The organism is Variovorax sp. J2L1-78 (assembly GCF_030317205.1).
Lineage (GTDB): Bacteria > Pseudomonadota > Gammaproteobacteria > Burkholderiales > Burkholderiaceae_C > Variovorax > Variovorax arabinosiphilus.
Genome location: NZ_JASZYB010000004.1, coordinates 217,235 through 243,062, shown reverse-complemented (window position 1 = coordinate 243,062; position 25,828 = coordinate 217,235). Strand labels below are relative to the sequence as shown.

General features: G+C 68.3%; 20 protein-coding genes. 7 read left to right on the top strand and 13 right to left on the bottom strand.

The annotated features are described in order from the left end of the window. The first annotated feature begins 1 nt into the window (after nt 1). A complete protein-coding gene (locus QTH86_RS23815) occupies nt 2–1,285 on the top strand; it encodes a YihY family inner membrane protein (protein ID WP_286648647.1) in 1,284 nt (427 codons plus the stop codon). 64 nt (nt 1,286–1,349) lie between these two features. Then, the gene (locus QTH86_RS23810; protein ID WP_286648646.1) at nt 1,350–1,727 is read left to right on the top strand and encodes a thioredoxin family protein; all 378 of its coding nucleotides are present in this window, start codon (nt 1,350–1,352) and stop codon (nt 1,725–1,727) included. A 10-nt stretch (nt 1,728–1,737) separates the two neighbouring features. On the opposite strand, the gene QTH86_RS23805 is transcribed toward QTH86_RS23810, so the two are convergent. Both QTH86_RS23805 and QTH86_RS23800 read right to left on the bottom strand, forming a co-directional pair. Then, on the bottom strand, nt 1,738–2,544 hold the full coding sequence (locus QTH86_RS23805) for an alpha/beta fold hydrolase (RefSeq protein ID WP_286648645.1): 807 nt from the start codon (nt 2,542–2,544) through the stop codon (nt 1,738–1,740). Then, on the bottom strand, nt 2,544–3,854 hold the full coding sequence (locus QTH86_RS23800) for an O-acetylhomoserine aminocarboxypropyltransferase (protein ID WP_286648644.1): 1,311 nt from the start codon (nt 3,852–3,854) through the stop codon (nt 2,544–2,546). Before QTH86_RS23800 ends, QTH86_RS23805 begins: the two co-directional genes overlap by 1 nt. 128 nt (nt 3,855–3,982) lie before the next feature. Here QTH86_RS23800 and QTH86_RS23795 point away from each other — a divergent pair, with 128 nt between their 5' ends. Next, nucleotides 3,983–4,438 carry a CBS domain-containing protein gene (locus tag QTH86_RS23795; protein WP_286648643.1) on the top strand — a complete coding sequence of 152 codons (456 nt, stop codon included), beginning with the start codon at nt 3,983–3,985 and terminating at the stop codon, nt 4,436–4,438. 39 nt (nt 4,439–4,477) lie between these two features. On the opposite strand, the gene QTH86_RS23790 is transcribed toward QTH86_RS23795, so the two are convergent. From QTH86_RS23790 to QTH86_RS23775, 4 genes are read right to left on the bottom strand one after another with little or no spacing between them, the layout of a single operon-like run. Then, nucleotides 4,478–5,554: a threonine aldolase family protein gene (locus tag QTH86_RS23790; protein WP_286648642.1), complete on the bottom strand. Its 1,077-nt coding sequence runs from the start codon at nt 5,552–5,554 to the stop codon at nt 4,478–4,480. A gap of 12 nt (nt 5,555–5,566) precedes the next feature. Next, nucleotides 5,567–6,262, bottom strand: coding sequence for an amino acid ABC transporter permease (locus QTH86_RS23785; RefSeq protein WP_286648641.1), 696 nt, complete (start codon nt 6,260–6,262; stop codon nt 5,567–5,569). Next, nucleotides 6,262–7,014 (bottom strand): amino acid ABC transporter permease, encoded by a 753-nt coding sequence (locus QTH86_RS23780; RefSeq protein ID WP_286648640.1) that lies wholly within the window; start codon nt 7,012–7,014, stop codon nt 6,262–6,264. The genes QTH86_RS23785 and QTH86_RS23780 overlap by 1 nt, the downstream gene beginning before the upstream one ends. Nucleotides 7,015–7,067: 53 nt before the next feature. Then, entirely contained in the window at nt 7,068–7,979 is a 912-nt protein-coding gene (locus QTH86_RS23775; RefSeq protein ID WP_286648639.1) for an amino acid ABC transporter substrate-binding protein, read from the bottom strand. Between the two features lie 104 nt (nt 7,980–8,083). Between QTH86_RS23775 and QTH86_RS23770 the strand changes: the two genes are divergently transcribed. From QTH86_RS23770 to QTH86_RS23755, 4 genes are all read left to right on the top strand, one after another. Then, on the top strand, nt 8,084–9,049 hold the full coding sequence (locus QTH86_RS23770) for a LysR substrate-binding domain-containing protein (RefSeq protein WP_286648638.1): 966 nt from the start codon (nt 8,084–8,086) through the stop codon (nt 9,047–9,049). Between the two features lie 97 nt (nt 9,050–9,146). Next, on the top strand, nt 9,147–9,557 hold the full coding sequence (locus tag QTH86_RS23765; RefSeq protein WP_286648637.1) for a VOC family protein: 411 nt from the start codon (nt 9,147–9,149) through the stop codon (nt 9,555–9,557). A gap of 68 nt (nt 9,558–9,625) precedes the next feature. Continuing rightward, nucleotides 9,626–10,738, top strand: a complete 1,113-nt coding sequence (locus tag QTH86_RS23760) for a serine hydrolase domain-containing protein (RefSeq protein ID WP_286648636.1) — start codon at nt 9,626–9,628, stop codon at nt 10,736–10,738. A gap of 153 nt (nt 10,739–10,891) precedes the next feature. Next, on the top strand, nt 10,892–11,146 hold the full coding sequence (locus tag QTH86_RS23755) for a hypothetical protein (RefSeq protein WP_286648635.1): 255 nt from the start codon (nt 10,892–10,894) through the stop codon (nt 11,144–11,146). 153 nt (nt 11,147–11,299) lie between these two features. Here QTH86_RS23755 and lepB read toward each other — a convergent pair whose 3' ends face one another. The 7 genes from lepB to treS form a co-directional block, all read right to left on the bottom strand. Beyond that, a complete protein-coding gene (gene lepB, locus QTH86_RS23750; RefSeq protein ID WP_286648634.1) occupies nt 11,300–11,965 on the bottom strand; it encodes a signal peptidase I in 666 nt (221 codons plus the stop codon). 240 nt (nt 11,966–12,205) lie between these two features. After that, nucleotides 12,206–12,373, bottom strand: coding sequence for a hypothetical protein (locus QTH86_RS23745; protein WP_286648633.1), 168 nt, complete (start codon nt 12,371–12,373; stop codon nt 12,206–12,208). Between the two features lie 106 nt (nt 12,374–12,479). Continuing rightward, complete coding sequence (locus QTH86_RS23740; protein ID WP_286648632.1) at nt 12,480–17,624, bottom strand: malto-oligosyltrehalose synthase; 5,145 nt, start codon at nt 17,622–17,624, stop codon at nt 12,480–12,482. Next, complete coding sequence (treZ, locus tag QTH86_RS23735; RefSeq protein ID WP_286648631.1) at nt 17,617–19,461, bottom strand: malto-oligosyltrehalose trehalohydrolase; 1,845 nt, start codon at nt 19,459–19,461, stop codon at nt 17,617–17,619. The genes QTH86_RS23740 and treZ overlap by 8 nt, the downstream gene beginning before the upstream one ends. After that, complete coding sequence (gene glgX, locus QTH86_RS23730) at nt 19,458–21,596, bottom strand: glycogen debranching protein GlgX (protein ID WP_286648630.1); 2,139 nt, start codon at nt 21,594–21,596, stop codon at nt 19,458–19,460. The genes treZ and glgX overlap by 4 nt, the downstream gene beginning before the upstream one ends. A 91-nt stretch (nt 21,597–21,687) precedes the next feature. Beyond that, nucleotides 21,688–22,395, bottom strand: coding sequence for a mechanosensitive ion channel family protein (locus QTH86_RS23725; protein WP_286648629.1), 708 nt, complete (start codon nt 22,393–22,395; stop codon nt 21,688–21,690). A 41-nt stretch (nt 22,396–22,436) separates the two neighbouring features. Next, nucleotides 22,437–25,808 (bottom strand): maltose alpha-D-glucosyltransferase, encoded by a 3,372-nt coding sequence (gene treS / locus QTH86_RS23720; protein WP_286648628.1) that lies wholly within the window; start codon nt 25,806–25,808, stop codon nt 22,437–22,439. Nucleotides 25,809–25,828: the final 20 nt, after the last annotated feature.

The window sequence follows — 25,828 nt, the reverse complement described above, 5'->3', positions numbered from 1 at the left end:
CATGATACCGGCCATGAAACACCGGTCATGGTGGAGGGACCTTTCGCATTTTCCGTGGGGCAACACGGCGGCCGTGCTGCGCGAGCGCTTCCGGGAAGACCGCCTGGGCCTGACGGCCGGCAGCCTGACCTTCACCACCACCATCGCGATGGTGCCGTTCTTCACCACGGCGCTGGCGCTCTTCACGGTGTTTCCGATGTTCGCCAAGATGCAGGGCCGCCTGCAGCGCTGGCTGATCGAGAGCCTGATCCCCGACAACATCGCGCGGCAGGTGCTGGGCTACCTGAACCAGTTCGCGAGCAAGGCCAGCGGGCTCGGCATCGCCGGCCTGATCGTGCTGCTGGTCACGGCGGTCGCGCTGATCCTGACCATCGACAAGACGCTCAACAGCATCTGGCGGGTGCGCAACCCGCGCCCGCTGGCGCAGCGCGTGCTCATCTACTGGGCGGCCATCACGCTCGGGCCGCTGATCCTGGCGGTGAGCCTGAGCACCACGTCGTACGTGTTCTCGGCCTCGCGCGGCGTGGTCGGCAGCGGGGGCCTGCTCAAGCTGCTGTTCGACACCTTCGAATTCGTGCTGCTCGCCGGCGGCATGGCCTCGCTCTACCACTACGTGCCCAACACTTCGGTGCGCTGGGCCCATGCATGGGCGGGTGGCCTGTTCGTCGCGGCCGCCATCGAGATCGCCAAACGGGTGCTGGGCTACTACCTGAGCCTGGTGCCGACGTACTCGGTGCTCTACGGCGCCTTCGCCACGGCGCCCATCCTGCTGATCTGGATCTACGTCGCCTGGGTGATCGCTCTCTTCGGCGCGGTGATCGCGGCCTACCTGCCCAGCCTGCTGGCAGGCGTGGCGCGCCGCGGCGACACGCCGGGCTGGCCGTTCCAGCTGGCGGTCGAGGCGCTGCAGCTGCTGGATGCCGCCCACGCGACGCCGGCCAAGGGGTTGGGCGCAAGCGAGCTGGTGGCGCGGATGCGGGTCGATGCCCTGCAGCTGGCGCCGGTGCTGGAGACGCTGGTCGCCATCGACTGGATCGCGCCGCTCGCGGAAGAGCCGGCCAACGAAGACCCGCGCTACGTGCTGCTGGCCGACCCCGACGTCACGCCCCTGGCGCCCTTGCTGACCGAGCTGCTGCTGCCGCGCACCGACGCGCTCGCGCACCTCTGGCACAAGGCCGCGCTCGAGAGCCTGTGCCTGCGCGACGCGCTGGTGGTGCGCGATGCGTTGCAGGACTTGACGCGGCCCAGCCAGAGGGGGCGCTACGTTGCGCCTGCCAGGCCCTGACCCGGCGCTGCAAGCATCGGCGGTCGCCTCGATAATCGCCATTCCACATGTCCAGGTCTTGTCCGTGAGCGCACTGCCCACCCTGCCCGTCGCCGATCCTGCCGCCGCCACCTGGGTGGTCTGCCTGTGCGCGGACTGGTGCGGCACCTGCCGCGACTACCGTCCGGCCTTTGAGCGCATCGCCGCGGCGCACCCGGGGCTGCGCTTCGCCTGGGTCGACATCGAAGACCACGCCGACATCGCCGACGACTTCGATGTCGAGACCTTCCCCACGTTGCTGGTCGTGGGCGCGCAGGGCACGCACTTCCTCGGGCCGTTGCTGCCGCACCCCGAGACGCTGAGCCGCATGCTCGGTGCGCTGCCGGCCGCGCAGCCGTCGAGCGAGACGGTCGGCGCGTTGATGGCGGCGGTGGCCGCGACGCCGGCGCAGTTCGAAGTCTGAGCCCGCGGCCTCAACCGGCCAGGAAATCGCGCAGCGCGAACAGCACGTCGTCCGGCGCCTCGGACATCAGCGCATGGCCGGCCTGCACCACCACCGTCTTCGACGACGGCGCCTTGGCGCTCAGTGACTTCACCGCCTTGGGCGGCGTCATCTGGTCGGCCGCGCCGAGCAGGAACAGCACCGGGCATTGCACCGCCGCGATGGCCGCTTCGCCGTTGGCGTAGTCGTTGCACGCGTTGAAGCCGACATGGAACACGTTGACCTCGCGGTTGCTCGCCAGCACGCGGCGCATGAGCGCGCGCGAGCCGCCGTACAGCCAGGTGCCGGGGCCGAGCGAAGAGGGCGGTGGCGCCATCATCGAGTGCGAAAAAACGTTGACCATGTCGATGGCCTTCATCGGCGCGTTCAGCGCGCTGTCGAGCAGCGCCGGCGACACCGCCATCGGGTAGGCCGTGCCGACCATGGCCAGGTGCGACACGCGTTCCGGCGCGCGGGCCGCCGTCTCCAGCGCGATCAGCGAGCCGAAGCTGTGGCCGACCAGTGCCGCCTTCTGCACGCCGGCCGCGTCGAGCAGCGCCACGACGAAGTCCGCGGCTTCTTCGACGGTGGCCGGCGCCTTGCCGGCGCTCTTGCAATGGCCGGGCAGGTCGATCGCCAGCACGTTCCAGCCGTGGTTGGCGAACCAGCGGCTCTGCAGGATCCACACGCTGTGGTCGTTGAGCACCCCGTGGATGAAGACGACGGTCGGCTTGGCCGCGTCGAGTGGCTTGCCGCCGGTGTAGGCATAGGTGGTGTGCCCGTTGACGATCAGTTCCATCAGGCACCTGCCTTTTCAGCAGCCTTCAGCGCGCGCTTCAGGTCGTCGATCAGATCGGCCGGATCCTCCAGGCCGATCGACAGGCGAATCGTGCCTTGTGAGATGCCCGCGCCCGCCAGCGCCTCGTCCGTCATGCGGAAGTGCGTGGTGCTGGCCGGGTGGATCACCAGGCTGCGGCAGTCGCCCACGTTGGCCAGGTGGCTGAAGAGCTTGAGCGCTTCGATGAAGGCCTTGCCTTGCGTGCGGCTGCCCTTGATGTCGAAGCTGAACACCGCGCCGGCGCCGCGCGCGCCATGCTTGAGCAGCTTCTGCGCCAGTGCATGGCTCGGATGTGATTCGATCAGCGGGTGACCCACGCGCGACACGAAGGGGTGCGCGGCCAGGAACTCCACCACCTTCTGCGTGTTGTCGATGTGCCGCTCCATGCGCAGCGGCAGCGTCTCGATGCCTTGCAGGATGAGCCACGCCGTGTGCGGGCTCATCGACGCGCCGAAGTCGCGCAGGCCCTCGCGGCGCGCGCGCAGCAGGAAGGCGCCGACCGTGCTTTCCTCGCTGAACACCATGTTGTGGAAGCCGTCGTAGGCCTGGCTCAGTTCGGCGAACTTGCCCGACTTCTCCCAGTCGAAACTGCCGCCGTCGACCACCACGCCGCCGATCACCGTGCCGTGGCCGGAGAGGAACTTGGTCGCCGAGTGGTAGACCAGGTCGGCGCCGTGGTCGAAGGGCTTGATGAGGTAGGGCGAGGTGAGCGTCGAGTCGACCAGGAGCGGCACGCCGGCCGCGTGGGCGATGTCGCTCACCGACGGGATGTCGAGCACGTCGAGGCCGGGGTTGCCCACGGTCTCGCCGAACAGCAGCTTGGTGTTCGGGCGGATCGCAGCCTTCCAGCCGTCCAGGTCGCCCGGCTTGACGAAGGTGGTGTCGATGCCGAAGCGCCGCATCGTGTAGTGCAGCAGGTTCTGCGAGCCGCCGTACAGCGCCGTGCTGGCCACGATGTGCGAGCCGGCGCCCATCAGCGTCGCCACGCTCAGGTGCAGCGCGGCCTGGCCACTCGCAGTGGCGATGGCGCCGATGCCGCCTTCCAACGCCGCCACCCGCTGCTCCAGGACCGCGTTGGTCGGGTTGCTGATGCGGCTGTAGACGTGGCCGGCGCGTTCCAGGTTGAACAGGGCGGCGGCGTGGTCGCTCGATTCGAAGACGAAGGAGGTGGTGAGGTGGATCGGCACGGCGCGTGCGCCGGTCGTCGGGTCGGGGGCGGCGCCGGCGTGCAGCGCAAGGGTGTCGAACCCGGGGTCGGAATAGCCTGGCATGTGTCTCCTCGGAGGGCTTGTAACGACCGCTCACGTCTGCGCGGCGCAGGGGCGGGCGGTGGCCGGCTATTGTGAGCGAGTTGGGCTATATTCAATCGGATCGGCCGAGTCAGAAGAGGAGCACCACGATGAAAGTCAGCGACATCCTGCGCGTCAAGGGCAACACCCTCTACACCATCACCCCCGACGAACCCCTGGCCGACGCCGTGACGACCATGGCCGAGAAGGACATCGGTTCGCTGGTGGTCATGGAGCACGGCGATCTGGTCGGCATGCTCACCTTCCGCGAGGTGATCGTCGCCATCGTCAAGAACGGCGGCCAAGTCGGCGGCTCGCTGGTGCGCAAGGCCATGGACGATGCGCCCGTGACCTGCACCGCCGAGACCGACCTCGACGAGATCCGCCGCATCATGCTCGAGCGCCACGCGCGCTATATGCCGGTCATGGACAAGCGCATGCTGATGGGCGTGATCAGCTTCTACGACGTCGCCAAGGCGGTCGTCGACAGCCAGAATTTCGAGAACAAGATGCTCAAGGCGTACATCCGCGACTGGCCGGCCGAGGACGAGGGCACCACCCCCTGAGCGGGGCCGCGTGACGATGCAGGTCGCACGCCAGTCACATCAGACCAGCGCCAATGCCGCCTGCCGGAAGGCCGTGACGGCGCGGTCGACCTCCGCCTCCTCGATGTGGCGGTGCGTCACGCAGCGCAGCAAGGTGGAGCCCCAGGGGCGCACACGCAGGCCTGCCGCGTCCAAGGCGGTCACCCACGCATGGCTGCCAAGCCCGCTGGCCGCCACATCCACCTGCACGATGTTGGTCTGCGGCAGGGCGGCGCGCACCGGTAGCCCGGTGGCATTGAGCGCGTCGCTGAACCGGCGCGCCCGCGCGTGATCGTCCACCAAGCGCTCCCGCATGTGGAGCACCGCGTCGAGCCCGGCCGCGGCCATGATGCCGGACTGGCGCTGCGTGCCGCCGAGCATCCGCCGCAGCGTGCGGGCGCGGTCGAGCGTCGCCTGTGAGCCGGTCAGCACGGCGCCCACCGGCGCGCTCAGGCCCTTCGACAGGCAGACCGACACCGTGTCGGCGAAGCACGCGATGGCGATCGGCTCGACCTGCAGCGCCGCGCTGGCATTGAACAGCCGCGCCCCGTCGAGGTGGACCGGGATGCCGCGCCGCTGCGCGATGTCCTGCACGGCCTGCAGGTGCTCGAGCGGCAGCACCGCGCCGCCGGCGTTGTTGTGCGAGGTTTCGACCGCGATCAGCGCCGTCGCAAGCCGGTGGCTGGCGGGCTTGAGCACCGCTTCGAGCATGGCCAGGTCCATCGCGCCGGACGTTCCTTCGACCGGTTGGTAGAACATGCCCGTGAAGGTGCTCGCGCCGCGCTCGGTCGTGTACATGTGGGCCGATGCTTCGAGGACCACCTGTTCGCTGCGCCCGCCCGCGGCCAGCACGGCCAGCAGGTTGGCCATGGTGCAGCTGGGCACGAACAGCCCGGCTTCCTTGCCAAGCAGCGCGGCCACGGTGCCTTCGAGCGCGACAGTGCTCGGGTCGCCGTCCAGGCCGTCGTCGCCGATCGGCGCTTGCCGCATGCGCTCGTACATACGCTCCGTGGGGTGGGTGACGGTGTCGCTGCGCATGTCGACGCTGGGCGCCGCGTCGGCGATGGCCGGGCGATTGGAGAGATGTGCAGCAGGCATGGGGATTCGGGTTCAGTGCGAATGGCGGTGGCGCCGCGCCAGGTAGGCGGTGCCGCGCGAGGCCGCGAAACAGATCGCGAGGTAGACCAGCGCGACGAAGATGTACATCTCGGGCAGCCGGCCGTCGCGCTGGCCGATCTTGGAGGCGGCGCCGAGGAAGTCGGTGAGCGACAGCACGTAGACCAGCGACGTGTCCTGGAACAGCATGATGATCCGCGTCAGCAGGGCCGGCGTCATGTTGCGGAAGGCCTGCGGCAGCACCACGCTGCGCATCAGCTGGCCATGTTCCATGCCCAGCGCCATGCCCGCGGCCACCTGGCCCTTGGGCACCGACTGGATGCCGGCACGCACGATCTCGCAGAAATAGGCCGCCTCGAAGAGCGTGAAGGTGATGACCGCCGACTTGAAGGCCCCCACCTGCACCGGGCTCGACGCACCCAGCACCCAGGCGCCCATGTACGGCATCAGGAAGTAGAACCAGAAGATGACCAGCAGCAGCGGCACCGAGCGCATCACGTTGACGTACATCGCGGCCGGCCAGGCGATCAGTTTGATCGGTGAGAGCCGCGCCATCGCCAGCAGCGTGCCGAGCGCCAGGCCCATGACGGCCGCCAGCGCGGTCAGCGTCAGCGTGAAGGCGAGCCCGGTCTTCAGCAGGTAGGGCAGCGACGGGAGGATCGCGCTCAGCTCGAAATGCGGCGCGGCCATCAGACGGCGTCCTTCGGTGCGGCACTGATCAGGCCGGGCACGGCGACGTGGCGCTCCAGCATCCGCATGCCCTGGCTCACCGCACCGTTGATCAGCACGTAGCCGACGGTGGCGGCGCAGAAGGCCTCGAAGATGTGGAAGCTGAAATCCGCCATCGAGCGCGCCTGCCCGGTGAGTTCGAGCAGGCCGATGGTCAGCGCCACCGACGAGTACTTGATGGTGCCCATCAGCTCCGAGGTCATCGGCGGCAGGATGATGCGGAAGGCCTCGGGCAGGATGATGTGGCGGTAGGCCTGGTACTCGGTCAGGCCCATGGCGCGCGCCGCCAGCATCTGCCCGCGCGGCAGCGACTCGATGCCGGCGCGCAGCGTCTCGGCCAGGCGGGCGGCGCCGTAGCAGCCCATGGCCAGCACCGCGAGGCAGAAGGCGCCCCACGGGTGCGGCAGCTGCTTGAGGGCCGTGCTCATGGAACTCGGCAGGAACTCCGGCAGTACAAAGTACCAGAGGAAGAGCTGTACCAGCAGCGGGATGTTGCGGAACACCTCGACATACACGGTGGCGATGAACTTCAGCGGCTTGTGGCTCACGCAGCGCAGCGTGCCGATCAGGCTGCCCATCAGCAGCGCGATGGTCCAGGCGCAGGCCGCGAGCGTGAGCGTCCAGCCGACGCCGACGAACAGCATCTGCAGGTAGGAGCGCGTGCCGTCGAGCGAAGGGTCGAGGAAGACGCCCCAGCTCCAGTCGTAGTTCATCGGATCTTCTTCTTCTCAGCCGGCGCGCGGGCGCCGCGCAGCACGTGCCTGACTTACTGGTAGACCGCCGGGTCACCCGAATCCGTCGGGCTCGCGAGCACCCGCTTGAGGATGTCGCTCATCGGGTAGTTGAGGTTGATCTGCTTCGGCGGGATCGGCGAGAGGAAGTACTTCTGGTAGAGCGCCGCGACCTTGCCGCTCTTGATCATGCCGACGACCGCCTCGTCGACCACCTTCTTGAAGGCCGGGTCGTCCTTCGGCTGGACGATGCCGTAGGGCGCAGGCTCCAGGCCCTTCTTGCTGATGACGAAGTCGCTGCTGGTGCGCGCCGATGCGACCGAGGCGTAGGCCAGGCCGCTGTCCTGTGCGGAGCCGGCGGCACGGCCGCTCTCGACCATCAGGAAGGTCTCGGCCGTGTCCTTGGTCGGGATCACGGTGATGTTGTAGCCGTTCTTCGCGCTCAGCTGCGACACCAGGCGGAAGGTCTGGCCGCCGGCCTGCGCCGCGATCGCCTTGCCGCGGAACGAGGCCAGGTCGTCGACGTTGACGCCGCCGTCCTTGCGCGCCGTCAGCACGACCTCGGCCACGAAGGTGGTCGGCGCGAAGGCCACCAGCTTGTGGCGCTCGAGGTTGTTGGTGGTGTTGCCGCACTCGAGGTCGATGGTGCCGTTGGCCAGCAGCGGAATGCGCGTGGCCGAACTGGTCGGGTTGTAGCGCACGTCGAGCTTGGCCAGGCCGAGCGACTTCTGCACATGGGCGGCGATGCCCTGGCAGATCTCGACGCTGTAGCCGATGGGGGCCTGCTTGTCGTCGAGGTAGGCGAAGGGCACCGACGATTCCGGGTGGCCCAGCACGATCGCGCCGGCCTGCTTGATCTTGTCGAGCCGGCCTTCGGCGGCGGCGACGAGGGGCAGAAGGGCGCTGAAGGCCAGCGCGGCGGCGAGAGAGACGGCAGACGTTCGCATCGGATCGATCCTCGTGTGGCAAGGGTGCTGAAGACGCAGGCAGTATCCCGGCGCGCTATCCTTTTGCCCAATTCCACTTGGATATTCATCCATTCATATCTGATATGGCTACGACACGCATGTCGCTGCGGCACATCGAGGCCTTCCGGGCCGTGATGGTGTCCGGCTCGATGACCGAGGCCGCGCGGCGCATGCACACCTCGCAGCCGCAGGTGAGCCGGCTGATCGGCCAGCTCGAGAAGATCGCGCAGTTCGCGCTGTTCAGCCGCAAGGGCAGCCGCCTCACCGCGACGCTCGACGGCACGCGCTTCTACAAGGAGGTGGAAAAGACCTTCGTCGGCCTGGCCGGGCTCGAGTCCGCGGCGGCAGGCATCCGCGCCTTCAGTGCCGGGCGGCTCACGGTAGCGGCCATGCCGCGGCTGGCGGGTGGGTTGCTGGCGCGGGTCGTGGCGCAGTTCAAGACGCGGCATCCCGACGTGATGGTGTCCATCCAGTCGGGCAACGCCGGTGCCATTCACGACTGGGTCAGCGCGGGGCTGTGCGATCTCGGCCTGGCGCTGCTGTCCGAAGACAGCCCCGGCGTGCAGGTCGAGCCCGTGCTCGCGATGAACTGCGTCGCCGTGCTGCCGCGTGGCCATCGGCTGGCGCGGCTCAAGGCACTGGGCGCGGAACATTTCGGCGGCGAGCCCTTCATCTCGTTCTCGGGCGGTACCGCGCTGCGCCACCGCATCGACCTGCTCTTCGCCGACGCCGAGGTGCAGCGCGCGCTGGTCGCCGAAGCCAGTCTGGGTGCGTCGATCTGCGCGATGGTCGGCGCGGGGCTGGGCATCAGCATCGTCAACCCGCTGGCGGCGAGCGAGGAAACCGGCCACGGCGGCATCGAGGTGCGGCCCTTCCTGCACCCGCTGCCGGTCACGGCCGCGCTGCTCTATCCGCAGTACCACAGCCGCACGCGGCTGGTGGAGCTGTTCGCACGCTATGCGCGGCAGCTCATCCTGAAGGAGATGGGGCACCTGGGCGCGCCGGTGTCGACGATGCCGGGGGTGGTGGGCGCGGGGCGGTCGGTGTAGGCGTTGAGGTCGGCCGCCAACGCTTCTACGATCAGTGCATGGGACAACGTCGATCGCAAGGATCCGGCGCCGTCGACCCCATCGTCCAGGAGTTCGTGTGTTCTCTCATGTCTTTGTCAGCGTCGGCGATTTCGAGCGTGCCTTGCGCTTCTACAGCCCTCTCATGCACAGCCTGGGCCTCGAGTTGCGCTTCTGCGAGCGAGAAAGGCCATGGGCAGGCTGGCACAGCGCAGGCGGGGCGCGTCCTTTCTTCGTCATCTGCCAGCCCCATGACGGACAACCGCATCACCCCGGCAACGGGCAGATGGTGGCTTTCGCGGCGGCCTCCAGGGAGGTCGTGCGCGCGGCCCATCGAAGCGCCTTGGAAAACGGCGGCACCTGCGAAGGGCCGCCAGGCCCGCGCCCGCAGTACCACGCCGATTACTACGGCGCCTACTTTCGCGATCCGGACGGGAACAAGCTGTGCGTCGCTTGCCATGCGCCGATGGGCGAGGGCGAGGGCGAATGATGACGCCGGTGATGTTCGCTGGGACGGGAGAACGTGTTCAACAGCGGAAGTCTGCCTGGCGTTGCTCGTTGCGTTCAGCACGCTCCGGATGGGGATGGCTGCTGTGCGCATGTGCCTTCGCACTGCTGCTCCCCGCCGGCGGCGCCACCGCAACACCTGCTGCGCCAGCAGTCTTCCCCGGTGCATCCTGGGCCTCGGCGTCTGAGGCTGAACCGGGCAGCGCCTGCCGCCGTGCACTGGACGCCACCCGCAGCTACGTGCGCACGCTGGACACGACCGCGCTCATGGCGGTGCAGGACGGCCGCGTGCTGTTCAGCGAGGGCCCGGTCCAGGCCGTGAGCATCGTGTTCTCGGTGCGCAAGAGCGTGCTCTCGATGATGTACGGCAAGTACGTGGCCAATGGCACCATCGACCTCGACCGCACGCTGGCCGACCTGGGCATCGACGACGTGGGCGGGCTGCTGCCCGTCGAGCGGCAGGCAAGGTTGCGCGACCTGCTGGCCGCGCGTTCCGGGGTCTACCACGCGGCCGCCAATGGTGGTGACGACGCGGCGGCCGCGCCCCCCCGTGGATCGCAGAGGCCCGGCAGCTACTTTCTGTACAACAACTGGGACTTCAATGCTGCGGGCACGGCCTTCGAGCGCCTGACTGGACGAGACATCTACCAGGCTTTCGACGACGACCTAGCCACACCTCTCCAGCTCGAGGATTTCGACCTGGCCCGCCATGCACACAGTGGCGATGCGCGGCGCTCGCAGCATTTGGCCTACCCCTTCTTCCTGTCCACGCGCGACATGGCACGTCTGGGCTACTTGGTGCTGCGCCAGGGCAATTGGCGCGGCCATCAGCTCGTGCCGGCCGACTGGGTCCAACAAATGACGAGCCAGACCACGCCCGCTGCACAGATGCATCCGCCGCACACGGCACGGCGCGGCTTCGGGTATGGCTACCTGTGGTGGCTGCTCGAAGAGCCGCCAGATTCACCACTGAGCGGTGCGTCCATGGCGTGGGGTGTGCATGGCCAGTACATCCTGGTCGTGCCGAAACGAGATCTGGTGATCGCGCACAAGCGTGAGGTGCCGGTCGCGGGCAACTGGCATGTCAGTTGGGTCGGGCCGGTGGCGTTCCTCCGCGCAGCGCGCATGTTGGCTGCGGCACCCTGCCGTGCGGCGGAGCAATGAGTTTGCTGCGCGTATGACGAAGGGCGGCTGATCCCCTTTTTCGGCGACAAGCTGGGCGCCTACAGTAGGCCAATACCAGACGTTCGACGCCGGCTCCGAATCAAACCGTCGTGAGCGCGTGCGCACTAACCATCGCGCAGGCAACAATCGGCCATGAGCGGTTTTCTACCCCCTCTTTTGACATTCGCAGTCGTGCTCGCGCTGGTGCTTGGATTGGCTGTTTTGCTTATCGTGGGCGCTCTGGCGGCAGCTGCCGTTCTTCCGCGCGGAAATTCGCACGCTGACCGTCTGCGCCGCTTTGCTCGCGAAGTGCCTCGGTGGGTGTGGCGCGCGGTGGTTTTCTTGGATGGCTTCGTCTTTGCTGCCGCCGTGGCGGGGGGCATAGCTGTCACATTTGCGCTTTCATAGGGACTTGGGCAACAGATCACTCTCGGCAAGATGGACATACGCGCTGAACCTTCATCGTGAGTTGACGCCAGAGGCTGGCTTGGCAATGCCGAAGGCATCCCATGGAGATGCTGCACATGAAAACGGCCCGGCTATCCATCCGGAAAAAGGTTTCTAGAGCTTCAGCCCAAACCGCTCGAACCGGGGAATCCAATTGCTCTGGATATCAGCGGAGACAAGCACACCAAGCGCCCGTCCAATGAGCAGATGACGCGGAACGAAGCCGAAATAGCGCGAATCGGCGCTGTCGTCCCGGTTGTCGCCCAGCATCAGGTACTCGCCCTCGGGTACCGTAATAGGGCCAAAGCTTCTCCGAGCCGCAACGCCGTGAAGCCACTGCACGCGACGCTCGTTGCCTTGCACCTTCTCCGTCAGGCGCGTGGCGTTGAAGATGCGGCCAAGGTAGATCGACTCTCGAACGGCTTCGGCAGCGTCGTATCGAGCCGCCTCACCATTGATGAAGAGCATCTCATCGCGCATTTCCACCGTATCTCCGGGCACACCCACCAGCCGCTTGATGAGGCGCATGCCATCTTGCGGCGACGAGAAGGTAACCACCTCACCGCGCTGCGGTTCACCAGTGTGGGCCAGCACGACGTCGGTTAGGGGCACCTTGACGTTGTAAGCCAGGCGGTTGACGAATACCACGTCTCCTTCGAGCAAATTGGGCCGCATGGACCCAGAGGGGATGGGGTTCCAGTCTGCAATGGCGGTTCGGAAGAGGCCGAAACACATCAAAAACACCAGGAATCCCTTGTTGGTACTGAACCAGCGTCCCATGTTCTCTCCGAGAGTAGTCGCGCCATGGCGGCCGTGCCATTGCGCAACGGCCGCGAAGTACGCCCCAAACGGCTCCATGTGACCGGCCGGCGAGGCACCCAAATTCTATGGGATGCGACTGAATTCCCAAGAGTTGAGTTGGCTGGCTGCTATTCACAAAGCTGAAGGTCCCTTGCCGTTAAGCAGACTTTCACCAGTGCTATTCCAACCAAACAACAGCGCTTCCGAGAACGCTCTCCCTCAACCCAGCGTCGGCGTCAAATCCGGATCACCCTTGGCCATCGCGCGTCGATACGCCGGCCGCTCGCCGATGCGTTGCAGGTAGGCGCGCACGATCAAAGGCGCCGCGCCCAGCGGATGCAGCGCCTTGAGCTCGGGTGGCGAAAGGATGGTGACGGGGTCCCGCATGTAATGTTGAAGCGCATACGGAACCCCAGTTCCTCGCGCGGCCGGACGATGCGTTCGGATTGAGAGTGACCGAGATGATGGACCTTGGGCGTGGCGGTTTCGTTGATCAGTGGCGCGCGTCGAGCGCGACCAGAGCTGCGCCCGGGAAGTGCGAGAACACCTCGCGCATCAGCAGCGCGCCGTCGCGCACGGTCAAGACCTCGCCGGTGAACAGGTTGCGAAAGCGCGCGCCGTCGGGCCAGCCGGGCAGCGCCACGGCCGTGTCCTTCCAGACCTCGGCACCCAGCGGCAGCCAGCAATCCGATGCCGCGATCGAGGCTTGCGATTCGGCCTCGGTCGCCAGGCCGACGATGAGGCGGCCGGCCACGATCAGCAGCGTCTTGCCCTCGTGCGTGCGCTGGAAGGCGAGCACATGCGATGCGCCGTCGCCGGTCGCTTCGAGCGGGGCGTAGGCGCCGTCGCGGAACAGCGCGGGCTCGTCGCGGCGGAATTCGAGCAAGCGCGAGAGGATCCACAGCTTCGCGCCGCCATCGTGCGGTGCCGCCGCGAGCGCACGCACGGCTGCCGGTTCGCCCGGGCCCTGGGCGATCTGCGACAGGCGCTCCAGCCACTGCGCGCGGGCGCCGTAGTCGACCGGTCGTCGGTTGTCCGGGTCGACCAGGCTCAGGTCCGTCAACTCGTTGCCCTGGTACAGGTCGGGCACGCCCGGCGAGCCGTACTTGATGAGCGTCATCGACAGGCTGTTGAGCGCGCCGAACCAGGCCAGCGTGTCGCCCAGGGCCTGCACATCGTCGAGGAAGGGGTTGCCGGCAACTTGGCCGAGGATGCGCTGCACGAAGCCCGCCAGCGCCTTCTCGTAGTCCTCGTCGGGAAAGGTCCAGCTGGTGTGCACCTTCGACTCGCGCGCGGCCTTGAGCATGTAGCGCTCGATGCGTTCGACGTAGCCAGCGCGTGCGGCGTCGGTCAGGCCGCCAGCCGGCAGCGTGCCCAGCAGCGTCTGGTAGAGCAGGTACTCGTCGGCGGCCGAGGGCATGGGTCCGCGCTCGTCGGCGCCCGCGGCAGCGTCCGCCTCGGTGCGGTTCATCGCGCGCCAGCGGCGCAGCGCGAGCCGCCAGGTGGCGGGCATCTCGGAGAGCACGTCGATGCGCGTGCGGACGTCTTCCGAGCGCTTGTTGTCGTGCGTCGACGTGGCCAGCATCGTGTGCGGCCAGCGCGCGGCACGGTCGGCGCTCGCGATGTGGAAGTCGGCCACGGTCATCCCGAAATGCGCCGGTTCGCCGCCCACCTCGTTGAGCGAACTCAGCGGGAAGTAGCGGTAGAAGGCGGTGTCCTCCACGCCCTTGGCCGTGACCGGCGCGCTGAACTGCTGGAAGCGGATCGCCAGGCGCAACGCCCTTGCGCACAGCGCCTTGTCGGCACCGGGCACGGTGTCGGCCAGCAGCGTGAGCCGCACGAAGTCGAACACCGAACCGTCGGCATCGCGGCTGCGGTGGCGCGCTTCGGCCACGGCCTGGTCGATGTACTTGCGGTCCTGTTCCGACGGCGCATCGAGGATGTAGCTGCGGTACACCGGCAGGCAGGCCGCGACCTCCGACAGCGCGCGGCGCAGCGTGTTGAGCGTGTAGTCGCGCGTGCGCCGGTCGCCGCGCGCGATGCGCAGCAGTTCGCTCGACAGCACGTTGAGTTCCGACGACAGCGCGTTGCGCATGATGGCGCGCTTGCCTTCGTAGGCCAGTTCGCCGAAGGGCTGCAGCACGCCGGTGAAGCTGCGCCAGATGCGCAGGAAGCGCTCTTCGACGTTGGTATCCACCAGCACGCCGTTGACCACCGTCGCGAAGCGGTAGCCGGTGGTGCCGTGGATGGCCCACTGCACCGGCACCTCTTCCTGCGACGCGGCGATCTTCTCGGCCACGACGTAGAGCGGGCGGGGTGGGCGGCCCTCGGCATCGGGCTCGGGCAGCACCAGGCCGGCGCGCTTGGCGTAGCCCTGCTGCAACCGGTTGAAGTACTGGGCCGGGTCGTACAGGCCGTCGGGGTGGTCGATGCGCAGGCCGTCGACCACGCCTGCGGCCGCCAGGTCGAGCGCCATGCCCTGCGTGGCCTCGAACACCGGCTCGCGCTCGATGCGCAACGCCGCCAGCTCGTTGATGTCGAAGAAGCGCCGGTAGTTGATCTCGTCGGCCGCCACGCGCCAGAAGGCGAGCCGGTAGGCCTGCCCTTCGAGCAGCGCGTGCAGCGCATCGCGCTCGCCCTGCGCGTTGATGTCGGCCAGTGCCGCCGCGATGGCCTGTGCCACGTCGAGCTGGCGCGATACCAGCCGCGCGAGGCGGCTCTTGAGCAGCTCCTTGTCGCGCGCCCGCTCGGCCACCGCCTCGGCATCGGTGGCTTCGCGCGCCGGCAGGTGGCCGAAGGACGTGGCGATGCTCGCCAGGCTGGCCGACAGGTCCGGGTCGGCCAGGCGCGATTCGGCGCGCTGCAGCACACGGCCGTAGGTCTCGGGCGCGAGCGGGAAGCGGTGTTCGTGGTAGTGCACCGCGAGGCTGCCGTTCTCGGCATCGAAGGCCAGCACCAGCTCGCCGCGGTCGAGCACGTCGCCGTAGTGGTCGCCCAGCACCGGCAGCAGCACCTTGCCGTGCAGCTCGACGTTGAGCGGCTGCCAGTCGATGTCGAAGTGCTGCGCGTAGAGCGACGCGGGGCCGTTCTCGAGCACGTCCATCCACCAGGCGTTGTCGGCGCCCAGCACGCCCATGTGGTTGGGCACGAGGTCGAGCAGCTGGCCCATGCCGTGCGCGCGCAGCGCGGCGCTGAAGCGCTCGAAGCCGGCCTGGCCACCGAGCTCAGGGTTGATCTCATCGTGCGCCACCACGTCGTAGCCGTGCATGCTGCCCGGCCGCGCGCGCTGGATGGGCGAGCAGTACACATGGCTCACGCCCAGCTTCTCCAGGTAGGGCAGCACGGCAATGGCGTGGTCGAAGGTGAAGTCCTTGTGGAACTGCAGGCGGTAGGTGGCACGCGGCACGACGGTCTCGATGCCGCGGTGGGCCACCGGCGCGCGCGCCGGGTGCGGGCGCACGGCCTCGAGCGTCTGGAACAGCGCCAGCGTGCTCTCGTCGGTGGCGAGCTGTTGCAGGTCGAGCGTGAGCTTGCGCTGCCAGTTGGGGTGCGCGTCGGTCGTGCCCGGCATGTTGGCCTGCTCGACCTGGCCGATGGCGTCCTCCAGCTGCACCATCATCACCTGCGATGCGGTGCTCGCGAGGAAGGCGTGGAAGGCGGCCACGGTCTCGGGCGCCAGCGTCTGCGCGCCGGTGGCCTGCGCCACCGCGTCGGCCGACAGCAGGCCGGCGCGCTGCACGGCCAGCAGCAGGCGCACGCGTTCCTGTGCGCGGTCGAACAGCTGCTTCTCGAAGATGGCCTGGTTGGGGAAGAGGCCGAGCGACAGGCGCAGCCGCAGGTCGTGCCCGGTCCACCAGCCGGTGAGCGTGGCCAGGTCGTGCGTGCTGATGGCCACCAGCGCATGGCGTGGGTACTCGGCGGGTGCCTTGAACTCGCCGTCGTGGCCGCGCTCGAAGTACATCAGGCGGTACGACAGGATCTGGTAACGCGCCAGGGCGCCACGCATCTCGTCGGCCACCGTGCCGAGGTCTTCGCCGATCACCATGCAGCGTTCGCGCTCGCTCTCGATCGCGACCACGGCCAGCATCTCGTGCAGCTGGTAGTGCACATAGGCGCCGTCCTGCGGCGTCTTGCCCGGCGGAATCCAGAACAGGCGCATCAGGCCCATCACGTGGTCGATGCGCAGCGCACCGGCGCCGCGCATGTTGGCGCGCAGCGTCTCGATGAAGAAGCGGTAGCCGTCGGCACGCAGCTTGTCCGGCCGCAGCGGCGGCAGGCCCCAGCCCTGGCCGTTGGGGTTGAACTCGTCGGGCGGTGCGCCCACGCTCGCGCCGTGCGCGAACTGCTCGCCCTGGCACCAGGTGTCGGAGCCGGCCCGGTCGACCGACACGGCCAGGTCCAGGTAGAGGCCCACGGCCATGCCCAGCGCCGCGCACTGGTCGCTCGCGCGTTGCAGTTGGCGGGCCGCCTGCCATTGCAGGTACTCGTAGTAGCCGACGCGCTCGGCGTGCGTTTCGACGAAACGCGCGACCGCGGGCGAGGCCGGATCGCGGTAGTCCTCGGGCCACACCGGCCAGCCCCACACGGAGGCGTCGGCCGCGAAGAAATGCGCCTGCAGGGCCTCGAAGGTGGCGTGGCGGCGCAGCGCGTCGCCGCGTGCCGTGCGGAAGTCGTCGAAGGCGGCGGCCGTGGCGCTCTGGCCGCTGGCCTGCTGCGCGCGGAAATGGGCGTAGAGCAGTTCGAGCACCTCGAACTTCGCCGCGGCCACGCCGGGGTAGTCGACCAACGGCGCTTCGCGCAGCGCGGCCAGCCGGGTCTGGAAGTCGGGCGACTGCACCAGGCGCTGGGCCGGCTCGCAGTCGCGGAATTCGTCGACGGCCTCGACGTCGATGTAGAGCACGTCGAGCATCAGCCGCGACGACGGGCTGTAGGGGCTCGCATGCGCGGGGTTGTGCGGAAACAGCGCATGCAGCGGGTTCAGCCCGATGATGCCGGCGCCGCGTGGCGCCACCTGTTGCGCGAGCTGCGTCAGGTCGCTGAAGTCGCCGATGCCCCAGTTGCGCGCCGAACGCAGCGCATAGAGCTGGACTGCCGGCCCCCACACGCGGCCATCGCCCCGCAGGGCGGGTGGCTGGTAGCAGTGCGGCGGCGCGGCGAGCACCAGCGTTTCGCCGACGGTGCCTTCAAGGCTCAGGCGGTGGTAACCGATCGGCAGCGGCAGGCTTAGCGTCACCCGGCGTTCGCATACGACGACACCGTCGCGTTCACCACGCGCGCCCTCGGGCAGCGCGTGCAGGTCGATGCGGCCATGGTGGGGCGTGCCGTCTTCGGTGTGCAGCGTCCAGCCGATCTCCGGCTGTGCGGCTGGCAGCCGCAGCGTGAGCTGCCACTGCTCACGCCCGGCGTCGACCGCAACCGCGGGCGGCAGCGTTCCCTGCCAGTGCGCCGCGTCGACCTGTTCCAGGCTCTCGTGCGGCAGCGCATGCGGGTCGACGCCGAAGCTCTCGAGCAGCGTGACCAGGTTGGCCGGTGCGATCACATGGCGGTGGCCGAAGATGTCGTGGTAGTCGGTCGCGATGCCGAAGTGGGCGCACAGGCGCTGCAGCGCCTCGTGTTCGCCGTGGGGTGCGTCAAGCAAGCGGGTTCTCCTCGAGGGTCAGGCAGACGGCGCCGGGCGCAAGCCGCCAGGTCGGGCCGGCGTCGCGGTCGGTGGCCGATGTGTAGAGCAGGTCGCCCGCCAGCGGCGGTGCGTCGATGGTCGTCGTGCCGAAGTGGGCCAGCAGGTTCAGTTGCGCGAAGCGGCCGGGCGCGGCGCCGCCGACTTCCCAGCGCACGCGCAGCGCTTCACCTTCGCGCCAGTGCTGCCCGCCGGTTCGGTGTGCGGCCAGGCGCGGCATCAGCCGTTCGCGGCGCAGCGCGAGCAGGTCGCGCACATGCGACAGCAGTTCGGCATGGGCACCGTCGGCGCGCTCTTCCCAACGCAGCTTCGAGGCGAGGAAGGTCGATTCGGCGTTCGGGTCGGGGATGCGCTCACGAGCGGCCTCGTCCTTGAAGGCGGCGAAGCCGCCGAACTCGGCGCGCCGGCCTTCCGACACGGCAGCGGCCAACTCAGGGCCGAAGTCGCAGAAGTAGAGGAAGGGCGTCGACGCCCCGTATTCCTCGCCCATGAACAGCATCGGCGCATGTGGCGACAGCAGCAGGCAGGCGTAGGCCGCGCGCAGCAGCACCGGGTCGGCCAGCGCCGAGATGCGGTCGCCGAAGGCCCGGTTGCCGACCTGGTCGTGGGTTTGCAGGAAAGACACGAAGGCCGCCAGCGGCAGGTGCGCACTCGGCTCCCCACGGTGCTCACCGTTGCGGAAGGGCGAGGGCTGGCCCTGGTAGACGAAGCCCTGCGCCAGCGCCACGCCGAAGCTGTCGACGGCATCGTCCGCATAGTCGGCGTAGTAGCCGTCGCGTTCGCCGGTGACGAGCACGTGCGCCGCATGGTGCAGGTCGTCGTTCCACTGCGCGGTGGCGCAGGTCGGGCGGTTGTCGGCATCGCGCTCGAGGTAGTGCGAGCCGTTGGCGTCGTTCTCCAGCACGACGTGGATCTGGCGCTCGCGGCCCGGGCCGTCGCGCAGGGCGGCACAGATCTCCTGCACGATGTCGGTGTCGGAGTCGTCGCGGATCGCGTGCACCGCGTCCATGCGCAGGCCGTCGAAGCGGAACTCCTCCACCCAGTACAGCGCGTTGTGCACGAAGAAGTCGCGCACCGTGCGCGCCAGTTCACCGTCGTAGTTGATGGCCGCGCCCCAGGGCGTCTGGTGCGCCGGGTTGAAGAAGGCCGGGCTGCCGGCGTGCAGGTAGTTGCCTTCCGGGCCGAAGTGGTTGTAGACGACGTCGAGCAGCACCATCAGCCCGAGTGCATGCGCGGCATCGACGAAAGCCTTGAGCTCGTCAGGCGTGCCGTAGACCGCGTCGGGCGCGAACAGCAGCACGCCGTCGTAGCCCCAGCCGCGCCGGCCGGGGAAGTCGGCCACCGGCATCACTTCGATCACGGTGAAACCGAGCTCGGCGAGCTCGGCCAGCCGGGCCTTCGCCGCGGCGAAGGTGCCTTCGGGCGTGAAGGTGCCGATGTGCAGCTCGTAGATCACGGCCTCGTGCCAGGGCCGGCCGTGCCATTCCACGTCGTGCCAGTGGTAGCTGCGCGGGTCGACCACCTCGCTGGCGCCATGCACGTCGTCCGGGTTGCGGCGCGAGGCCGGGTCGGGCACGTGCAGGCCGTCGGGCAGCTTGAAGCGGTAGCGGTCGCCGGCCGCGGCTTCGGGCACCTCGAGGTGGTGCCAGCCGTCGGCGTAGGGCAGCATCGGGAGAGCACCCTCGGCACCTTCACGCTCGAGTTCGATGCGCGCGAGGCCGGGCGCCCAGTAGCGAAAGAGCACGCCGCCGCCGTCGAGCAGGCTGGCGCCGAAAGGCATGGTGTGGGCACGTTTCATGGGGGGGTTCTCGTGGGTCGGGCCAGCAGCACCAGCGAGCGGCAATGCACGCGAAGGGTGGCTTGCACCAGGGGGGGCGCCTCGTCGTCGGGCAGCGTGTCGCTGGCCGTGTCGACGCGCAGGCGCCAGGGGGCACCGTCGGCGGGCAGGGTGAAATCCATGTCCTCGTGGTGCGCGTTGAAGAGCAGCAGGAAGTCGTCGTCGTAGAGCGCTTCGCCGCGCCGGCCCATGTCCGCGATGCCGCAGCCGGACATGAACATGGCGATGCAGCGCGCGTTGCCGTCGGACCAGTCGCCGGGGCCCATCTCCTGGCCGTCGGGGCGGTACCAGACCAGGTCCTTGGGGGCACCGGCTTCGAGTGGTGCACCACGGAAGAAGCTGCGTCGCCCGAAGGACGGATGGCGCCGGCGCAGGTGCACGAGGTGGCGGGTGAAGTCGCGCAGGGCCGCACGCTCCTCGTCGAGCGCCCAGTCGAGCCAGCCGAGCTCGTTGTCCTGGCAGTAGACGTTGTTGTTCCCTTTCTGCGTGTGGCCGGACTCGTCGCCCGCCAGCAGCATGGGCACGCCCTGCGACAGCAGCAGCGTCGCAAGCAGGTTGCGCTTCTGCCGCGCTCGCAGCGACAGCACGTCGGGGTCGTCGGTCGGCCCCTCGACGCCGCAGTTCCATGCATGGTTGTTGCTGCTGCCGTCGCGGTTGTCCTCGCCGTTGGCCTCGTTGTGCTTCTCGTTGTACGACACCAGGTCGTGCAGCGTGAAGCCGTCGTGCGCGGTCACGAAGTTGATGCTGGCCGGCGGCTGCTTGCCCGACCAGCCGTACAGGTCCTGCGAGCCGGTGAGCCGGCTGGCCACTTCGCCGAGCAGGCCGCCGTCGCCCTTCCAGTAGCTGCGCATGCCATCGCGGTAGCGGTCGTTCCACTCGGCCCAGCCGAGCGGGAAGTTGCCGACCTGGTAGCCGCCGTGGCCGAGGTCCCACGGCTCGGCGATGAGCTTGACGCGGTTGAGCACCGGGTCTTGCCGGATCGCGTCGAAAAAGCCGCCGAGGTTCTCGACCTTGCCGCTCTCGCGCGCCAGTGCCGAGGCGAGGTCGAAGCGGAAGCCGTCGACGTGCATCTCCTCGACCCAGTAGCGCAGCGAGTCCATCACCAGCTGCAGCGCGCGCGGATGCTCGAGGTTGACGGTGTTGCCGCAACCGGTGAAGTCGTCGTAGTAGCGCCGGTTGTCGGCGTTGACGATGTAGTACGACGCGTTGTCCACGCCGCGCAGCGACAGCGTCGGCCCGAGCTGGTTGCCTTCGCAGGTGTGGTTGTAGACCACGTCGAGGATCACCTCGATGCCCGCGGAGTGCAGCGTCTTCACCATCGTCTTGAACTCCTTGACCTTGCGCGCGGCGCTGTAGCGCATCTCGGGGGCGAAGAAGCCGAGGGTGTTGTAGCCCCAGTAGTTCTGCAGGCCCTTCTCGGCCAGGTGCCGGTCGTTCAGGTAGCTGTGCACCGGCAGCAGCTCGACCGTGGTGATGCCCAGGCGCTGCAGGTAATCGATGACCGGCGCGGTCGCCAGGCCGGCGTAGGTGCCGCGCAGTTCGGGCGGTACCTCGGGGTGCTGCATGGTGAAGCCGCGCACGTGCATCTCGTAGATGACCATGTCCTGCCGTGCGATCTGCGGTCGGCGGTCGTCGCCCCAGGTGAAGGCGGTCTCGAGCACGCGGCCCTTGGGCATGAAGGACGCGCTGTCGCGCCGGTCGAAGGACAGGTCCTCGCGCTTGCTGCCGATCGTGTAGCCGTACAGCGCGTCGCTCCAGCGCAGCTGGCCGACCAGGTCTTTGGCATAGGGGTCGATCAGCAGCTTGTGCGGGTTGAAGCGGTGGCCGTCTTCCGGCTTGTAGGGGCCGTGCACGCGGTAGCCGTAGGCCATGCCGGGGCGGGCCTCCGGCAGGTAGCAGTGCCATACGTCGTCCGTTCGCTCGCGCAGCACGATGCGCTGCAGCTCATGCCGGCCGTTGTCGTCGAAGATGCACAACTCCACCTTCTCGGCATGCTGCGAGAACAGGGCGAAGTTGACGCCTTCGCCGTCCCAGGTGGCACCACGCGGGTACGCGGCACCGGGCCAGACGACGTGGATCGGGTTGGGTGATTTCATGGCAGCAGTGCGCGTCGGCGAAGGTGGGGGAACGTGCCCGAAGGCGAGGCAAGCCGCGTGCCACGGAACCGGTGGAGGCCCGGTTGCCCGATCAGGGCAGCCGGTCGCTCTCCTCGCGTTCCTTGAGCGAGCGGCCGCGGCGCGGCCACCACTCCTCGATGCGCTCGGCCGCCCAGTCCTTGCCACCGAGGCCGAAGGCCAGCGCGATGGCGAAGACCACGCCGCCCAGCAGGATCAGGAAGCTCTCGCGGATGATGTCGCCGCCGACCTTGATCTGGTCGAGCGCGATCAGCACCACGAAGGCCATCACCGCGTACTGGGCCAGCTTGCCCAGCAGCAGCGCGTCCTGCATCTTGACGTTGCGGCAGTAGGTCGTGACCGTGTCGCCGATGAAGCGCGCGAAGTAGGCACCGAAGGCCAGCACCAAGAGCGCCACGAACACATTGGGCACGAACCACACCACGCGGCCGAGCAGGTCGGTGATGTAGGTCAGGCCCAGGCCGTTGAAGGCGATGAGCAGCGCCGCCAGGATGACGAGCCAGTACACCAGCACGCCGAAGATCGTGGTGGTGTCGCCGGTCATGCCCCCCTGGCGCAGGAAGCCGTCCAGGCCCGAGCGCTCGGTGAGCACGGGGAAGTTGATGGCGCGCATCGCCTTCACGACGGCGAAGCGCGCCACCTTGGCGAGCAGCCAGCCCGCGATGACCACCACGACCGCGATCAGCAGCCGTGGCAGGAAGGCGCCGATCTGGAACAGGATGGCCCGTGCGGGCTCGAGGTGGATGCCGAAATTGTCCATGGTGTCTCTCCGGGTGCCGGGTGTCGCGGTGATTCAGTCGTTCAATGGCCGTGGCGGTCGATCAGTGCCAGGATGCCTTGCAGCGGCACCTGCACCCAGTCGAGCCGGTTGTCCAGCTCGTAGCGCAACTCGTACATCGCCTTCTCGAACTCGAAGAGGGCGAGCAGCCGCGTGGCCGATTCGGCGCTCTGCGCCGCGCCGCCATGGCTCATGCGTGCCATGTAGGCGCCCAGGAAGGCATCGCGCGTTTCGGCTTCCCATTCGCGCGCGGCAGGCTCCAGCTTGACGATCTCGTCGGCGCTCTGGGCCACGCGGCGCAGGGCGGACCAGCGTGCGTAGTTGAAGGAACGCACCATGCCGGCCACATCGCGCAGCGCAGAGCTGCGCTGGCGTCGTTCCTCGAAGCTGCGCGCGGGCTCGCCTTCGAAGTCGATGATGAGGAAGTCGTTGCGCGACACCAGCACCTGGCCCAGGTGGTAGTCGCCGTGGAAGCGCGTCTTCACGCCCGACTGGCCGTCGAGCGGGAAGTCGGCGACGCGGGCGCGCACCTCCGCTGCGCGCACCAGCAGCCGCTTGGCTTCGTCCTGCAACTCGTGCGGCAGATCGGCCAGGCGTTCGGCCAGCCGGTCGAGCGTGCGGCCGGCTTCGTTCGCAGCGCGCTCGCGCCAGGCGATCACGTCCTGCGCCGTCAGCGGCTCCGGGTCGAAGGCCGCGTTGCCGGTGCGCTGCGACAGCGCCAGGTGCAGCTCGGCGGTGCGTTCGCCCAGCGTGTGCATGAGCGACAGGAAGCCGCCGTGCACATCGGCCGGTTGCGGCGCATCGACGGTGCGCATGGCCTCCAGATGGCGTTCCAGGTAGCTGAGCGTGTAGTCCCAGCCATCGCCCTGGTTGGGCACGTAGGACTGGACCATCGCGAGCGTCATGGTGCTGCCGTCGGCGGCCACGTACTCCAGCGCGCCGGCCACCGGCACGCAGTTCGGGTACTTCGCCACCTCGGTGAGGAAGCGGCCCATCTCCAGTTCGGGGTTGATGCCCGGGCGCAGCCGGCGGTAGCCCTTGAGGAACAGGCGCTCGCCGAGCGTGACCACCGTGTTGCTGCTCTGCGCGGTCGGCGCGGTCACGGGCAGGGTGGCGATGTCCTTGCCTGCCAGTTTGGCGAAGGCGTCGGTGTGGGTGAAGAGCAGCTTGCCGCCCGCGGTCGGCAGCGTGAGGCCGCTGCCCATCGCCTCGATCAGCGCACGGCAGAAGCCCTCGTCGAAGAAGGCATCGGCCATCACGCCGACGTTGGCCTGCTGGCGCACCTTGGCGACCGGGCAGGCCATGAGCGCCTTCAGGCGATCTTCGTCGTGGTCCTCCCAGGCGATGGCCAGGGGCATAAAGTAGGTGGAGGCTTCGGCCGGCCCGTCGAGGTCGAGCAGGGGCAGCATCCAGCTGCGCTGTCCGGCATCCCACACCGCGTGGTCGCGCAGGCGGGCACGGGTGATGGGCGTTCCCTTGGACGCGTACCAGCGCTGCGTCTCGACATGGTGCGGCAGGGTCTCGGTCTCCAGCTGCAGGCGCATGCGCTCGGCCATGCCGATGCGCCAGGGCATCACGCGATCGCGGAAGAAGCTGGTCCAGCCGTCGAACAGCACGAGCACCGCGCGGTCCTGCAGCGGCGTGCCCTCCTGGTGCCACGCCGGCATTTGCACTTCGGCCGACAGGCGGAACCAATAGAAGCCGTGCGACGGCAGCGTCAGCAGGTAGGGCAGGTCGCCCACCGGCGGGAACGCGGTCTTGCCCAGCATCTCGACCGGCACCCGGCCCTTGAAGGCCGACAGGTCGAGCTCGACCGGCTGCGCCGTGCGCGACAGGTTGAAGACGGTGAGGATCGCGTCGTCGTTGTGCTCGCTCAGGTAGGCCAGGATCTTTCGGTTGCCCGGCTTGAGGAAGCGGCGCTTGCCACGTCCGAACGCGCGGCTGGTCTTGCGCACCGCCAGCATGCGCTTGGTCCAGTTCAGCAGCGAGCTGGCTTCGCGCGATTGCGTCTCGACGTTGAGCGCCTCGTAGCCGTACATCGGGTCCATGATCGGCTGCAGGTACAGGCTCTGCGGGTCGGCGCGCGAGAAGCCGGCGTTGCGGTCGGGGCTCCATTGCATGGGTGTGCGCACGCCGTTGCGGTCGCCCACGAAGACGTTGTCGCCCATCCCGATCTCGTCGCCGTAATAGATGATGGGCGAGCCCGGCATCGACAGCAGCATGCTGTTCATCAGCTTGATGCGGTCGGTGTCGTTTTCCATCAGCGGCGCCAGGCGGCGGCGGATGCCCAGGTTGATGCGGGCGCGCGGGTCGGCGGCGTACATGCGGTACATGTAGTCGCGCTCGCGGCTGGTCACCATCTCGAGCGTCAGCTCGTCGTGGTTGCGCAGGAAGATGGCCCACTGGCAGCCGTCCGGGATGTCGGGCGTCTGCTGCATGATCTCGATGATCGGGTCACGGTCTTCCTGCGCGATGGCCATGTACATGCGCGGCATCAGCGGGAAGTGGTACGCCATGTGGCACTCGTCGCCATTGCCGAAATACTCGCGCACGTCCTCGGGCCACATGTTGGCCTCGGCCAGCAGGAAGCGGTTCTTGTACTCGGCGTCGATGGTGGCGCGCAGCTTCTTGATGACGTCGTGCGTCTCGGGCAGGTTCTCGTTGCTGGTGCCGTCGCGCTCGACCAGGTAGGGAATCGCATCCAGCCGGAAGCCGTCGACACCCATGTCCAGCCAGAAGCGCATCGTCTTCATGATCGCTTCGAGCACCGCCGGGTTGTCGAAGTTGAGGTCGGGCTGGTGGCTGAAGAAGCGGTGCCAGAAGTACTGCTTGGCGACCGGGTCCCAGGTCCAGTTCGAGGTCTCAGTATCCGTGAAGATGATCCGCGTGCCCTGGTAGATCTGGTCGGTGTCGCTCCACACGTAGAAGTTGCGCTCCGGCGAACCGGGCGGCGCTGCACGGGCCGCCTTGAACCACGGGTGCTCGCTCGAGGTGTGGTTGATGACCAGCTCGGTGATCACGCGCAGGCCGCGGGCGTGCGCGGCGTCGAGCATCTCGCGGAAGTCCTCGATGGTGCCGTACTGCGGGTGCACGTTCTCGTACTCGGAGATGTCGTAGCCGTCGTCGCGCAGCGGCGACGGGTAGAAGGGCATCAGCCAGATCGTGTTGACGCCCAGTTCCTTGACGTAGTCGAGCTTCGCGGTCACGCCCTTGAAGTCGCCCATGCCGTCGTTGTTCGAGTCGAAGAAGGCCTTGACGTTGAGCTGGTAGATCACCGCGTCGCGGTACCACTGCGGATCGTCGCTGGTGTCGATCTCCGGCGTTTCGAGCGTGAGGGCGGGCACGTTGCCGGCCGCGGCCGGCTGCACGTGCTGGGCTTGAAGGGGTGCGTTCATGACCACGGGGCCTCTCTTCT

Coding starts and splice junctions, on each gene's coding strand:
- treZ (WP_286648631.1), bottom strand. CDS start 19,461: ATGAAACGTGCCCACACCATGCCTTTCGGCGCCAGCCTGCTCGACGGC.
- lepB (WP_286648634.1), bottom strand. CDS start 11,965: ATGGGACGCTGGTTCAGTACCAACAAGGGATTCCTGGTGTTTTTGATG.
- QTH86_RS23815 (WP_286648647.1), top strand. CDS start 2: ATGATACCGGCCATGAAACACCGGTCATGGTGGAGGGACCTTTCGCAT.
- QTH86_RS23770 (WP_286648638.1), top strand. CDS start 8,084: ATGGCTACGACACGCATGTCGCTGCGGCACATCGAGGCCTTCCGGGCC.
- QTH86_RS23805 (WP_286648645.1), bottom strand. CDS start 2,544: ATGGAACTGATCGTCAACGGGCACACCACCTATGCCTACACCGGCGGC.
- QTH86_RS23745 (WP_286648633.1), bottom strand. CDS start 12,373: ATGCGGGACCCCGTCACCATCCTTTCGCCACCCGAGCTCAAGGCGCTG.
- QTH86_RS23725 (WP_286648629.1), bottom strand. CDS start 22,395: ATGGACAATTTCGGCATCCACCTCGAGCCCGCACGGGCCATCCTGTTC.
- QTH86_RS23775 (WP_286648639.1), bottom strand. CDS start 7,979: ATGCGAACGTCTGCCGTCTCTCTCGCCGCCGCGCTGGCCTTCAGCGCC.
- QTH86_RS23800 (WP_286648644.1), bottom strand. CDS start 3,854: ATGCCAGGCTATTCCGACCCCGGGTTCGACACCCTTGCGCTGCACGCC.
- QTH86_RS23785 (WP_286648641.1), bottom strand. CDS start 6,262: ATGGCCGCGCCGCATTTCGAGCTGAGCGCGATCCTCCCGTCGCTGCCC.
- treS (WP_286648628.1), bottom strand. CDS start 25,808: ATGAACGCACCCCTTCAAGCCCAGCACGTGCAGCCGGCCGCGGCCGGC.
- QTH86_RS23795 (WP_286648643.1), top strand. CDS start 3,983: ATGAAAGTCAGCGACATCCTGCGCGTCAAGGGCAACACCCTCTACACC.
- QTH86_RS23790 (WP_286648642.1), bottom strand. CDS start 5,554: ATGCCTGCTGCACATCTCTCCAATCGCCCGGCCATCGCCGACGCGGCG.
- glgX (WP_286648630.1), bottom strand. CDS start 21,596: ATGAAATCACCCAACCCGATCCACGTCGTCTGGCCCGGTGCCGCGTAC.
- QTH86_RS23780 (WP_286648640.1), bottom strand. CDS start 7,014: ATGAACTACGACTGGAGCTGGGGCGTCTTCCTCGACCCTTCGCTCGAC.
- QTH86_RS23755 (WP_286648635.1), top strand. CDS start 10,892: ATGAGCGGTTTTCTACCCCCTCTTTTGACATTCGCAGTCGTGCTCGCG.